11 protein-coding genes, 1 tRNA gene and 1 pseudogene are annotated in these 13887 nt (G+C 56.1%); 7 read left to right on the plus strand and 6 right to left on the minus strand.

What is annotated here, in order from left to right:
• Nucleotides 1–193: 193 nt before the first annotated feature.
• Nucleotides 194–1258 carry an ACR3 family arsenite efflux transporter gene (arsB, locus tag ABYT07_RS13635; protein WP_372992443.1) on the plus strand — a complete coding sequence of 355 codons (1065 nt, stop codon included), beginning with the start codon at nt 194–196 and terminating at the stop codon, nt 1256–1258.
• A complete protein-coding gene (gene arsC, locus ABYT07_RS13640) occupies nt 1258–1680 on the plus strand; it encodes an arsenate reductase (glutaredoxin) (RefSeq protein WP_372992445.1) in 423 nt (140 codons plus the stop codon). The genes arsB and arsC overlap by 1 nt, the downstream gene beginning before the upstream one ends.
• 375 nt (nt 1681–2055) lie before the next feature.
• Here the strand turns inward: arsC and ABYT07_RS13645 are convergent, their stop codons facing one another.
• From ABYT07_RS13645 to pdxH, 6 genes are all read right to left on the minus strand, one after another.
• Nucleotides 2056–2307 carry a hypothetical protein gene (locus ABYT07_RS13645; RefSeq protein WP_372992447.1) on the minus strand — a complete coding sequence of 84 codons (252 nt, stop codon included), beginning with the start codon at nt 2305–2307 and terminating at the stop codon, nt 2056–2058.
• A gap of 144 nt (nt 2308–2451) precedes the next feature.
• Complete coding sequence (locus ABYT07_RS13650; RefSeq protein WP_372992449.1) at nt 2452–6105, minus strand: vitamin B12-dependent ribonucleotide reductase; 3654 nt, start codon at nt 6103–6105, stop codon at nt 2452–2454.
• Nucleotides 6106–6745: 640 nt separating this feature from the next.
• Nucleotides 6746–6822 (minus strand) — tRNA-Pro (locus ABYT07_RS13655).
• 64 nt (nt 6823–6886) lie between these two features.
• Nucleotides 6887–7393, minus strand: coding sequence for a DUF192 domain-containing protein (locus ABYT07_RS13660; RefSeq protein ID WP_372992451.1), 507 nt, complete (start codon nt 7391–7393; stop codon nt 6887–6889).
• Nucleotides 7348–7896 (minus strand): cold-shock protein, encoded by a 549-nt coding sequence (locus ABYT07_RS13665; protein WP_372992453.1) that lies wholly within the window; start codon nt 7894–7896, stop codon nt 7348–7350. Before ABYT07_RS13665 ends, ABYT07_RS13660 begins: the two co-directional genes overlap by 46 nt.
• A gap of 70 nt (nt 7897–7966) precedes the next feature.
• Entirely contained in the window at nt 7967–8572 is a 606-nt protein-coding gene (gene pdxH, locus ABYT07_RS13670) for a pyridoxamine 5'-phosphate oxidase (RefSeq protein ID WP_372992455.1), read from the minus strand.
• Between the two features lie 212 nt (nt 8573–8784).
• On the opposite strand from pdxH, the gene fabI reads away from it, so the two are divergent.
• From fabI to ABYT07_RS13695, 5 genes and pseudogenes are all read left to right on the plus strand, one after another.
• A complete protein-coding gene (gene fabI, locus ABYT07_RS13675; RefSeq protein ID WP_372992457.1) occupies nt 8785–9591 on the plus strand; it encodes an enoyl-ACP reductase FabI in 807 nt (268 codons plus the stop codon).
• A gap of 3 nt (nt 9592–9594) precedes the next feature.
• The gene (gpt, locus tag ABYT07_RS13680) at nt 9595–10107 is read left to right on the plus strand and encodes a xanthine phosphoribosyltransferase (protein ID WP_372992459.1); all 513 of its coding nucleotides are present in this window, start codon (nt 9595–9597) and stop codon (nt 10105–10107) included.
• 175 nt (nt 10108–10282) lie between these two features.
• On the plus strand, nt 10283–11410 hold the full coding sequence (locus ABYT07_RS13685) for an aminotransferase (RefSeq protein ID WP_372992463.1): 1128 nt from the start codon (nt 10283–10285) through the stop codon (nt 11408–11410).
• A 66-nt stretch (nt 11411–11476) separates the two neighbouring features.
• Complete coding sequence (locus ABYT07_RS13690) at nt 11477–13321, plus strand: peptidyl-prolyl cis-trans isomerase (protein ID WP_372992461.1); 1845 nt, start codon at nt 11477–11479, stop codon at nt 13319–13321.
• An 11-nt stretch (nt 13322–13332) separates the two neighbouring features.
• Nucleotides 13333–13887: pseudogene (locus ABYT07_RS13695) on the plus strand (anthranilate synthase component I); the annotation flags it as partial.

The raw sequence follows: 13887 nt of genomic DNA on the forward strand, positions 1-13887 counted from the left end.
AAAGGCCGAAGGATCGGAAGCGGTCAAGCGTCTCGCCTTTGCGGAAACTTACAGAATGTTACGCAGCCGGATTTCGATTTTCGTAAACCTGCCGATTGCCACGCTTGACCGGATGGCACTGCAACGCAACGTCGACACCATCGGCAAGGCCCCTGCCCCAGCCAACTGATCCTCCTTATCCCGAAAGTACGACATGACCGATACATCTCTCTCCGCCGAGGCGGGCCTTGGAACTTTTGAACGCTGGCTGTCCGTCTGGGTCGCTTTGGCGATTGGCGCAGGGCTTTTGCTGGGCAATCTCTTCCCAAGCGCGTTCGCGGCGCTTGCCGCGCTCGAAATCGCCTCGGTCAACTTGCCCGTCGCGGTGCTGATCTGGGCAATGGTCTATCCGATGATGGTCGGCGTCGATTTTGGTGCAGTGCGCCAGATCGGCGACAGACCAAAAGGGCTGATTGTGACGCTTGTTGTGAACTGGTTGATCAAACCCTTCACGATGGCCGCCCTCGGGGTTCTATTTTTCAACTACGTCTTTGCCGGACTGATCCCGCCTGATGACGCGCAGGCCTATCTGGCGGGGGTCATTCTGCTGGGGGCCGCGCCCTGTACGGCGATGGTATTTGTCTGGTCAAATCTCACACGGGGTGATGCGACCTATACGCTGGTGCAGGTCAGCGTGAATGATGTCATCATGATTTTCGCCTTTGCGCCGATCGTGGCATTTTTGCTGGGCGTCACGGATATCGTCGTGCCATGGGACACATTGATGCTGTCCGTTGGCTTATACGTCATGTTGCCGCTCTTGGCAGGATACCTGACGCGGCAACGCCTGATCGCACGTGGAGGCGAAGCGGCTGTCAGTGCATTCAAGTCCCGCGTGCAGCCGTTCTCGATCCTCGGCTTGCTGATGACCGTTGTGCTGCTGTTCGCCTTTCAGGGCGAAGTGATCTTTGACCGTCCGCTGGTCATTGCGCTGATCGCCATTCCCCTGCTGATCCAGTCCTATGCCATTTTCTTTCTGGCCTATGGTGCTGCGCGGGCCTGGGGTATTCCGTTCAATGTCGCAGCCCCCTGCGCGTTGATCGGTACCTCGAATTTCTTTGAACTGGCTGTGGCTGTCGCAATTAGCCTGTTCGGGCTTGGGTCCGGTGCCGCGCTGGCGACAGTCGTCGGGGTTCTGGTAGAGGTGCCGGTGATGCTTTCGCTCGTCGCTTTTGCCAACAGAACGAAACACTGGTTTCCTACCGAAGGAGACGCGTGATGACCGTCGTAATCCACCACAACCCCGACTGCGGCACATCACGCAACGTGCTTGCGATCATCGAAGCCTCTGGCAAGACGCCGGTTGTCGTGCCCTATCTCGATATCGGCTGGACACGCTCCCAATTGCTGGCCTTGTTCGCGGCGGCCGGCCTGACGCCAAGGTCCGCCCTTCGGACAACAAAATCGCCGGCCGAGGAATTGGGTCTGCTTGATCCGTCCGTCGACGACGAAACGATTTTGGCCGCCATGCTTGAACATCCGATTTTGGTAAACCGTCCCATCGTTTGCACGCCCAAAGGCGTCCGGCTTTGCCGACCAAGCGAGAGCGTGCTAGATCTTTTGGACAGCCTGCCCCCCGGGCCGATGACCAAAGAAGACGGCACACCGCTGATTGACGCCATGGGAAACCGCGTCGGCTGATCATTGGCAATTTACGCTGCTGCGTCACACCACACCGTGCCGCCTTTCGGAGCCATAGGGTCAGACAGTCTCATGTTCGCTCATGGCACCGTCTTCAACGGTGTTACTTTTGGATATTCCAAAGAAAAAGGGTGCCACAAGGGCACCCCGAGGTTCGCATAACCAAGCTCATTAGTTTACCGCTCGTTTTGTTTTATGCCCGCGGCCTGGTCAGCGTCAGGGGCAAGCGCACCTGCCCCTTGTCTCGTTGTCTGTGGTGCGGGATCGGATCCCGCGTTGGAAGGCCCCTTTGTCAAATCCGGAAAATCACTGATGTCAGTGATTTCCTTAGACCTTTCGGAAAATGCCCTCCTAAAACGTCCTTTACCTCAACCCCTAATGCAGTATGCGCCCCGCGCTGGAGTTGACCGAGAAGGTCGCGGTACAAACACGCTCCTTGTCGGTTACCAGGTTTTGAATGGAGTAGGTGACCAACAGGTTTGGCAGAGAAATGATCTCGGCCGCGTCAAACGCTTGGGCCAATAGGTCAGCGGCCTCTACCGAGAACTCCGCCTCAAGCGTGTTGCCCCGCATGCGCACTTGATCTGCGGCACAAAGCTGTCCACCGATATCGAAAACAAAGTTCATCTTAACTCCAACTCAGAACAAGGTGCTGATATTTCACCTTTTTTAACATTACAACACGCATCCACTTTGCGATGTCGTCCAAAATTTCGTAACAAATTCTGGATTTTGACACCGGGGGGTTGTGTCCCCCCGGCCTTCGATTTCTTAGCTACAGCCGGATGTCCCGCCGCAGGTGTTGCACTTCATGCAGGTGCCGTTGCGCACCAGCGTGTAGTTGCCGCATTCGCCGCAGGCCTCACCCTCGTACCCTTGCATCTTCGCCTTGGTGCGGGCGTCAAAGCCTACCGCACCGCTTGACACTGCGGTGGTCGAGGTCATGGCGCTGGCCACGGTTTTGGTAGCGGTCTGCGTCACCTGCGCCTCAAGCGTGGCAACGGTGCCGTCGCCATTTCCGCCTTGCAGCAAGATCAGTTCCTGCGGCATCCGGTTGCGCAAATAGCCCGTCGAGCTGATCTGCTTGAGCACTTCCAAAGACCGCGTTGCGGCGCTTTCAGAGATTTCAGTGACATTACGCACGCCTTCTTCTTCGCCGCGGCCGATGGTGTCGAATGTGGCCCCTTCGGGTTGCACATGCGCCAGATCAGTGCGGTCCAGATAGGACACGGCCAGCTCGCGGAAGATATAATCAAGGATCGACGTCGCATTCTTGATGCTGTCGTTGCCCTGAACCATGCCCGCTGGTTCGAACTTGGTGAAGGTAAACGCATCGACGAATTCTTCAAGCGGCACGCCATATTGCAGACCAACCGACACGGCGATGGCAAAGTTGTTCATCATCGCGCGGAAACCGGCACCCTCTTTGTGCATGTCGATAAAGATTTCGCCCAGCTTGCCATCACCATATTCACCGGTGCGCAGGTAAACCTTGTGCCCGCCGACGTTGGCCTTTTGGGTATAGCCCTTGCGGCGCTGAGGCATCTTTTCGCGGTGCGATTTGATGATCTCCTTGACGATGACCTTTTCGACGATCTTTTCGGCCAGAACCACGGCTTTTTCGTGGATATTGCCTGATTCCAGGGTTTCGGCTGCTTCGTCATCGTCTTCGACCAGTGCGGATGCCAAAGGCTGCGACAGTTTTGATCCGTCACGGTACAGCGCGTTGGCCTTCACACCCAAGGACCATGACAATTCATAGGCCTTTTGACAGTCTTCGATGGTCGCATCGTTTGGCATGTTGATCGTCTTGGATATCGCCCCCGAGATGAACGACTGTGCCGCTGCCATCATATAGATGTGGCTGTTGACCGAAAGATAGCGCTTGCCCTTTTTACCGCAGGGGTTGGCACAATCAAAGATGTTGTAGTGTTCTTCCTTAAGGTGCGGCGCGCCTTCAAGCGTCATCGTCCCGCAAACGTGGTCATTGGCCGCGTCTACGTCTTTCTTGGAGAAACCGAGCGATTTCAGCAGGTCAAACGTCGGATCGTTCAGCTTTTCTGTCGGGATGCCCAGCACTTGAGTGCAGAAGTCTTCGCCCAAGGTCCACTGGTTGAACACAAAGCGAATGTCAAAGGCCTGTGCCAATGCCGCGTCGACCTTGGCCAGTTCATTCGCGCCAAAGCCATGACCGACCAGCGTAGTGTGGTTGATCCCCGGCGCATTGCCGATGCTGCCGTGACCGACGGCATAGGCCACGATCTCTTCGATCTGGGCCGATCCATAGCCAAGCTTTTCCAAGGCCCCCGGCACCGACTGGTTGATGATCTTGAAATAACCACCGCCGGCGAGTTTCTTGAATTTCACCAGCGCAAAGTCTGGTTCGATCCCTGTGGTGTCACAATCCATAACCAGACCGATGGTGCCTGTGGGGGCAATCACCGACACCTGGGCGTTACGATAGCCGTGCTGTTCGCCAAGGCGCAGCGCTTCGTCCCAAGTGGATGTCGCAACTTCGATCAAGGCTTGCTGCGGGCAATTGGCGTGGTCCAGCGGGACGGGCTTGACCGAAAGGTCCTTGTAGCCGTCTGCCTTGCCATAAGCCGCGTTGCGGTGGTTGCGGATGACGCGCAGCATGTGGTCGGCGTTTTTCTTGTAGCCCGGGAACGCCCCCAATTCGCCCGCCATTTCGGCGGATGTGGCATAGGAAACGCCGGTCATGATCGCAGTCAGGGCACCACACAAGGCGCGACCTTCGTCGCTGTCATAGCTAAAGCCCATGTTCATCAGCAAGCCGCCGATGTTGGCATAGCCCAGACCCAGAGTGCGGAAGTCATAGGACCGCTGCGCGATTTCCTTGGACGGGAACTGCGCCATCATCACCGAAATTTCCAGCGTCACAGTCCACAAACGCGAGGCGTGCATGTAGTCTTCGACCATGAATTCGCCGTCCTCAAGGAAGGTCAGCAGGTTCATCGACGCAAGGTTGCAGGCGGTGTCATCCAGGAACATGTATTCGGAACAAGGGTTCGACCCACGGATCGCACCATCTTCGGGGCATGTGTGCCAGTCGTTGACAGTGTCGTGGTACTGGATGCCCGGATCAGCACAGGCCCATGCGGCGTGGCCAACCTGTTCCCACAAATCGCGGGCACGGATGGTTTTCGACACGCGGCCGGTGGTGCGGTCCAGCAATTCCCAATCGGCGTCTTTTTCAACGGCGTGCAGGAACGCGTTGGTGACCCGGATCGAGTTGTTGGAGTTCTGACCGGAAACCGACGAATACGCCTCGGAGTCCCAATCGGTGTCATAGGTCGGGAATTCGATCGAGGTGTGGCCCTGCTTTGCGTAGTCCAGCACGCGCTTGACGTATGTCTCGGGGATCGCGCATCTTTTCGCGTCCTTGATGGCGGCTTTCAACTGGTCGTTCTTGGCGGGGTCATAGGCATCGGCTTGCACACCGTCCCATGCCTTGATCGCGGCAAACAGCTTGTTCAGCTCGCGTTCGTGCATCTTGGAACCGGCGACGATGGACGCCACTTTCTGTTCTTCGATGACCTTCCAGTTGATGAAATCCTCGATATCGGGGTGATCCGCATCGACGATGACCATCTTGGCCGCGCGGCGCGTGGTGCCGCCGGATTTGATCGCGCCCGCTGCACGGTCGCCGATTTTCAGGAAACCCATCAGGCCGGATGACTTGCCACCGCCCGACAGCTTTTCCCCTGCTCCGCGCAGGCTGGAAAAGTTGGTGCCTGTGCCGGAGCCGTATTTGAACAAACGTGCCTCGCGGACCCACAGATCCATGATACCGCCGTCACCAACCAGATCGTCAGCGACCGATTGGATAAAACAGGCGTGGGGCTGCGGGTGCTCGTAAGAAGATGTCGAACGGGTCAGTTTGCCGGTCTTGTAATCAACATAATAGTGGCCCTGTGCCGGACCGTCGATGCCGTACGCCCAGTGCAGACCAGTGTTGAACCACTGCGGGCTGTTCGGGGCACCCGACTGGGACGCCAGAATATGGCGCATTTCGTCGTAATAGGCTTGGGCGTCTTCTTCGGTGGTGAAATAGCCACCTTTCCAACCCCAATAAGCCCACGCGCCTGCCAAACGATCAAAGACCTGCTTGGAGGACGTCTCGCCACCCATGGTGGCATCGTCGGCGGGTACAGAGCGCCACAGGAATTCTGGCACACCTTTTTCTTTGACCTTCTTGGTCGCAGACGGAACGCCGGCCTTGCGAAAGTATTTTTGAGCGATGACATCGGATGCCACCTGGCTCCAGCTGGAGGGGACTTCAACGTTATCGAGGTGAAAAACCACCGACCCGTCCGGATTACGAATTTCGGAAACTGTGCTCACGAAATCCAGACTTGCGTATGCATCGTGCCCGGATGTGGTGAATTTTCTTTCGATTTTCATAGGTGCTGCCCCATTTTCTTCAGCTCTTAATTCAGGGGTTAAATCTGACATTGCAGACCGCCCCGGCGATATCAACTTCGGACAAGAATTAGGCTGCGCCGCGCCCATAAATGGACCCGAAGGAACCTCACTCAACATGCAACTAAAATTGCGTTTGTCTTGCCTGCATCTTTGGCCCGCCGCCTAGCGTTTAGCACTAGATATAGTGGCATGACCTTCGATATCCACAAACTGGCGTATTTTGACCCAGTGGGTCAACGTGTTTATTCACCAATTATTAGAAGTTCAGGGTTGACCGGATGTTCGTTTTTTGTGGCACCGCAACGTTTGGTGATTCAATAGATTAATATGCACAGGGCAGGCCCTTGGCCGCCCCGACTGCCGTACTGTGGATAAGTGAATAATGACGTAGGTTTAGCGCCGATATCTCACCCAACCGCTGAGATATCCACAAAACACTTCACAGCGATCTGGGGATAATTCCGGGTCGGGCATCGGTGCTAAAAAAAAGTTCCCGCTCAAGATGTAGCGTAGAGATCAGTGCAGATAGGCAACATCTTGTTAGGGTGCGCAAACACAAATAGAGTGTCCGATCTGCATAAAGCAGATCAGAAACACTATATGTGGTTGGTTCTTAAAATGGTCGGGGCGAGAAGATTCGAACTTCCGACCCCCTGTACCCAAAACAGGTGCGCTACCAGGCTGCGCCACGCCCCGACTGCGGCCTACTTAGCTTCAAGTGATCTGATTGAAAAGCCCTAACTTCACCGAAAATGATAGTTTAACACGGCCATGCAGGATTAAGGTCGGCAAATGCCCGATGGCGCAGCTCGGAACCGACTGTAATGCCCATCCGCTTGGCCAAACCACCATTGATTTCGAGAACGGAAAGCAGATTATCGCCACCGCTGATCGGTGTTTCATCGTGGGGAATCGCATTGTGATGGATATGTTTGACCACACCGTGGGAATCAATGAACAGCATATCGAGTGGAATCAGCGTATTGCGCATCCAAAAGCTGGCGCGCTGCGGCTTATCGTAGATGAACAACATCCCCGTACTGGCCGGCATGGATTCGCGAAACATCAATCCGCGCCCGCGCTCGGCCGCGTCATCCGCGATCTCGACCGAGAATCGCGCCTGCCCCCAATCCCCGCGTAATGTGACGGCGTTCTCACTGCAATCAGCCGCCGCCGCCGCGCTGGCAAGCAGCCCGCAACATACGAATAGTGCGGCAAGGCTCAGCTTTGTGCCTGCCCTGCCTCGTTTATGGTGACGGTTTCCCATGCATGTACCTCGGCGGCCATGTGACCGCGCTCTCCCATGATTACGCGCAACGCCAACGCTTCACCCGGTTGAAGATCGGACAAGCCCGACTGACGCAAGACTTCTATATGTAGAAAAATGTCATCGGTTTTGCCAAAGACATTCGCAAACCCGAAGCCCTTGGATTTATCAAACCATTTCACACGCGCAGGTTCAATTGGAGCCGCGGCAACGATCTCGGGATCGACCCCGACGATATCGGACAACAGCGCGGTTTGCGCCATCTGCGGCGGATGGATCGCGTGAACTTGCGTGGCCTGAACGCCCCGGTTGGTTTTATGGGCCGTTAATTCGATGCGCGCACCGTCAGCGACTGAACTTTGCCCGTAATTGCGCAAAACGTTCACGTGCAGCAAAATATCAGGACCGCCCTCTTCCGACACGACAAAGCCAAAGCCTTTAGCCGGATCGAACCACTTCACCACGCCTGTCGTTACGACACTATCATTTTCTTGTTCTGACACAAATGTCCTTCGGTATAATCCAAACAGAGCATGCTTTTTTTCGTAAAGAAATATATACGTTTGTACAGCCCTATGGGTTCAATCTTGTTACGGTCCAACCTGAAATGACGTCATCACGCCGCCAAACAAAGCGGTCATGAAGGCGAAATTCACCGTCAGCCCAGAATTCAATCTCTAAAGGGGCCAACCGATACCCGCCCCAAAACGGCGGCCTATCGGGATTCGTCCCTTTTTTTGCAGTTACTTTTGCCACTTCCGCCATAAGTGACGCCCGGCTTGAAAGCGGCTTGGACTGGTCCGATGCCCACGCCCCCAGCCGGCTTTTCAGGGATCGGGAGCTATAGTAGGCGTCTGCCTTGGGACCATCTTCTTTGGAGATCAACCCGCGCACGCGCACCTGACGGCGCAAAGATTTCCAATGCATGACAAACGCTGCGCGGCCCGCGTGATCCAATTCACCGGCCTTCGCGCTTGTGTAGTTGGTGTAGAAAACAAAGGCATCCGGCTCGATATCCTTCAGCAAAACTACCCGTGCATTCGGCATACCGTCGGCATCAACCGTAGAGAGCGCAATTGCATTGGGATCGTTGATTTCGGACTCTGACGCCTCATCAAGCCATCGCTTGGCAATTTCGAAAGGATCCTCGCCCGCAAATATGCCTTTACGCGTTTCCATGATTCTCACCGACGTCCAAATTAAGCTTCGCTAAGGTTATGTTAGCAAGCGTATTAATGAATTAACATAGCGCAACACTGTGAAGGCGCATTTTATTCTGAAAACACAACTTAAGATTGATCTAGGCATGGATTATTTACTGCAGCCTTGATGCCCACCGCCCTATGCAATAAAACACATTATAATTCACAGACATAGTCGAAGGATGAACAATGGCAAACGACCTGATGGCAGGTAAGCGCGGGCTAATCATGGGCCTGGCCAACGACAAGTCGATCGCCTGGGGGATCGCACGCACCTTGGCAGATGCCGGTGCAGAACTGGCGTTTTCTTATCAGGGCGAAGCGTTGAAAAAACGGGTTGGTCCCTTGGCAGCGCAATTGGGCAGCGACCTTGTTATCCCCTGCGACGTTGGCTCAGAAGAGTCGATCGACGAGTTGTTCGATACCCTGAAACAAAGCTGGGACGGCCTTGATTTCATTGTCCACGCCATCGGGTTTTCCGACAAAAACGAATTACGTGGCCGCTATGTCGATACCAGCCGCGCCAATTTCACTATGTCGATGGATATTTCGGTCTATTCTTTTACAGCTGTGATGCAGCGCGCTGAAAAAATGATGAAGCCCGGCAGCAGCGCTGTAACCCTCACCTATTACGGTGCAGAAAAGGTCATGCCGCATTACAATGTGATGGGCGTGGCCAAAGCGGCCCTTGAGGCATCAGTGAAATATCTGGCCGAAGACCTTGGCAAGGACGGCATTCGCGTCAATGCCATCAGCGCCGGCCCGATCAAGACACTTGCCGCCTCCGGCATCGGCGACTTCCGCTACATCATGAAGTGGAACGAATACAATTCGCCTCTCAGACGGAATGTCACCATAGATGATGTAGGCAAATCGGCCTTGTTCCTGCTCAGCGATCTGGGCAGCGGCACCACGGGCGAAAATCTGCATGTGGATGCGGGATATCATGTTGTCGGCATGAAGGCTGTCGATGCACCAGATATGTCAAAGGAATAGCCGATGAGCAAAGATTCCTCTCGCCTGCCCCACGAAAAAGGGTTTCACATCAGCTGGGACCAAATCCACCGCGACAGCCGCGCACTTGCTTGGCGTCTTGACGGCATGGGCCCCGATGACGGCGCTTGGCGTGCCGTGGTCGCGATCACCCGCGGCGGCATGGCCCCGGCCATGATTGCGGCGCGCGAACTGGACATTCGCACAGTTGATACGATCTCGATAAAATCATACGACCATCAAGATCAATCCGAAGCGGTTGTCCTGAAAGCACCTGACGCCGATCTGATGGGCGATGGCACTGGCATCTTGATCATTGACGACCTTGTTGATTCAGGCAAAACGCTCGAAGTCGTCCGCCGACTTTACCCCAAGGCGCATCTTGCAACAGTCTACGCCAAACCCAAAGGGCGGCCTCAGGTGGATACATTCATCACCGAAGTCAGCCAAGACACCTGGATTTTCTTTCCGTGGGATATGGCGCTGCAATATGTAGAACCCTATCGCGGCAAAGACTAACGCCATAAAAAGATTTCTTGCCGTCGGCGAGGATTTAGAACCATTTGAAATACGACGCGCCTCGCGTACCATCTTCTCTGGCTCTTAAATATCCTCGCCGAAGGCATCCCCACACCCCCACAGGAGCCATCATCAGATGTTGACGCGCACCGCTTCTACCTTCGCCCCTCCCGTAATGGAGGCGCGCCGTTGGCTTTCTGGCGTTACTTTTTCCGCTGACCGCCCCCTGATCAATGTCAGTCAAGCTGCCCCCGTAGAACCGCCGCCCCAATCAATGCGTCAAGTGATGGCAGACGTGGCGCTGACCCGCGATGATGCGCATCTATATGGCCCGGTTCTGGGGTTGGCCGAATTGCGAGAGGAATTGGCGGCGCAAACTTCGCGCCATTACGCCGGCGATATCACAGCCGCCCAGACCGCGATAACTTCGGGCTGCAATCAGGCGTTCGCTGCAGCAATCGCGACACTGTGCGGCGAAGGGGACGAAGTGATTTTGCCGACGCCATGGTACTTCAACCACAAGATGTGGCTTGATATGTCCGGTGTCCGCTCTGTCGCGCTCAAGACCGGGTCCGACCTCTTGCCCGACCCTGCGGCAGCCGCCGCCCTGATCACCGACCGCACCCGCGCCATTGCGTTGGTAACGCCGAACAATCCGGCCGGCGTTGAATATCCGGCCGATCTCGTTCGGGCCTTTTTCGAACTTGCACAGTCCCGCGGCATTGCGCTGATCCTTGACGAGACCTATCGCGACTTTGACAGCCGCACAGGCCCACCCCATGATCTGTTTCAGGACCCTGACTGGCACTCTACGCTGATCCATCTTTATTCATTCTCGAAAGCCTACCGTCTGACGGGCCACCGTGTCGGCGCGATTATCGCCTCAGAGACGCGTCTGGCCGAGGTTGAAAAATTCCTCGACACCGTCGCAATTTGCCCCAGCCAAATCGGCCAGCATGCGGCACTTTGGGGGATGCAGAACCTGTCGCAATGGCTTGCCGGAGAGCGTGACGAAATTTTATCCCGCCGTCAGGCGATCACCGGCAACATGCATAAGATCGCTCCTAAAGGCTGGAAACTGCTGGGGTTGGGCGGGTATTTTGCCTATATGCAGCATCCGTTCGCAGAAAGTTCCGCCGATCTTGGGCCGCGTATGGTGCGCGATGCAGGTATCTTGTGTCTGCCGGGCACCATGTTTTGCCCCGACACCGACCCAAGCGGCCAGCGGCAGTTGCGCATTGCGTTCGCCAATTTGGACGCGCCGGGGATCGGCGTGCTTTTTGACCGGCTGGCCCAGCTTTAGACGCCCTCTTGCCCCCCTGCCGCGCACCGCATAGATAGGTGAAAATATGCGCAAAAGGGTAGTATTATGAAAGCCAAGGGCAATAGCGTCACAAAAACCGCCGTCTGGATATTGATGGGGATGCTGATCCTTGGCCTTGGCGGCTTTGGGGCGGTCAATTTTAATGGCAACGTAAGCAGTATCGGCACCGTTGGTGACAAAGAAATCTCGGTCGATCAATATGCCCGAGAGTTGCAGCAGCAGATCCGCGCCATCGAAGGCCAGACCGGCGAAGCCCTGAGCTTTCAACAAGCGCAGGCAATCGGTCTGGATCGCGCTGTGCTGCAACGCATTGTACGCTTGCGCGCCTTGGACAATGAAACCACCGAAATGGGCATTTCCATCGGCGATGAGAACTTGCGCGAACGCATCATTGATATTCCTTCGTTTCAGGGCATTGATGGTAATTTCGACCGCGAAGGTTATCGCTTTGCCTTGCAACAGGCTGGCCTGAGCGAAGCCGAATTCGAAGACTCCTTGCGGGAAGAAGCCGCGCGCAGCTTGCTGCAAGGTGCGATCAGCGGCGGCGTGACAATGCCTGACGTCTATGCCCAGACCTTGGTAAACTTCGTTGGCGAAAAGCGCAGCTTCACATGGGCCGCCTTGACGCAGGATAATTTGCAAGCGCCCCTGCCCGCCCCCACAGATGCAGATTTGCAGGCATTCTATGACGCGAACCCGGATAATTTCCTGCTGCCCGCCAGCAAATCTATCACCTATGTCATCCTGACGCCACAAGACGTGCTGGACGAGGTAGAGATCAGCGAAGACGAATTGCGCAAAGCCTATGAAGACCGCGCAGATGAATATATCCAACCCGAAAGACGCCTGGTTGAACGGTTGGTGTTCCCGAATGAAGAAGCCGCAAATCTGGCTGCTGCTGCCCTCGAAGTGAGCGGCACCACCTTTGACGCGCTTGTGCTGGACCGCGGTCTGACCTTGCAAGACATCGATATGGGTGACGTTGGACGGCTTGAGCTTGATGGCGCAGGCGAGGCCGTATTCGCAGCAGAGCCCGGCGCCGTTGTGGGCCCCTTGCCCACCAACCTTGGGCCTGCCTTGTTCCGCGTCAACGGTATTCTGCCGTCGCTGAACACCACATTCGAAGACGCAAGCCCCGCCCTACAGCAAGACCTTGCAGGCGACCGTGCCGCGCGCCTTGTCGAAGTCCGCGCGCAAGATCTGGATGATCAACTGGCCGGTGGTGCCAAGCTGGAGCAATTGGCCGAGGAAAGCAAAATGACCCTTGGCACGATCGAGTGGACCAATGGCAGCGATCAAGATATTGCCGCTTACGAGACCTTCCGCGCCGCCGCGGCAGCCCTCACTGAAGGTGATTTCCCCAAGATTGACCAACTTGAAGACGGCAGCGTTTTTGCCATGCGTCTGGACGGCACCAAGCCCGAGCGCCCGAACCCCTTTGAAGATGCGCGCACCTTGGTGGCCGAGGCCTGGACTGCGGATCAACTGCTGACAGCGCTCACCGTGCAGGCCGAAGAAGCGCAAAGCGCGCTTGAAGGTGGCAGTGACTTTGCAACCCTTGGATTGACTGAGAACGTGCAGGAAAACCTGACCCGCGATGCCGTTATTTCGCGTGCTCCCGAAGGTCTGCTGACCGAAGTATTCGAGGCGGCCCCCGGCGACATTCGGATTATTGAAGGTGCTGACGGCGTCGTGATTGCACGGCTCGACAGTATTTCCGCAGCCGAAGACAACGATCAGAACCAGCAACTGCTGGGACAGCTGAAAACGCAGCTAAACCAGCAGCTTAGTCAGGATGTCTTTACGCTGTATTCCAGCGACGTCGTGCGCCGTACTGCACCGATGATCGACCAGCAGGCGATCAACGCCGTTCATGTGAACTTCCCCTAAAAAGGCGCGATATGTCCCTGACCCCCGATTTTGAAAGCTTTGCCGCAGGCTATGCGGCTGGCAAGAACCAGATTGTCTATACCCGTTTGGCCGCGGATCTGGATACCCCGGTGTCCTTGATGCTGAAACTGACGGGCGCTGCGCAGAACGCCTTTGTTCTTGAATCCGTCACCGGTGGTGAAATCCGCGGGCGCTATTCTATCATCGGGATGAAACCGGACGTGATCTGGCGCTGCAACGGCACCACATCGGCGCTGAACCGTGCGGCGCGCTATGATGCCGATGCGTTCGAGGACGTCGCAGGCGATCCGCTGGAGACCTTGCGCGCGCTGATAGCTGAATCGAAAATCGACCTGCCCGCAGACCTGCCCCAAGCGGCGGCTGGCCTGTTTGGCTATCTGGGCTATGACATGATCCGGCTGATCGAACACCTGCCCAACGTCAACCCCGACCCGCTTGGCCTGCCCGACGCGATGATGGTGCGCCCGTCGGTGATTGCCGTGCTTGATGGCGTCAAGGGCGAGGTCACGATCGTATCGCCCGCATGGGTGTCGAACGGCCAGACC

The organism is Sulfitobacter sp. (assembly GCF_041552635.1).
GTDB lineage: Bacteria > Pseudomonadota > Alphaproteobacteria > Rhodobacterales > Rhodobacteraceae > Sulfitobacter.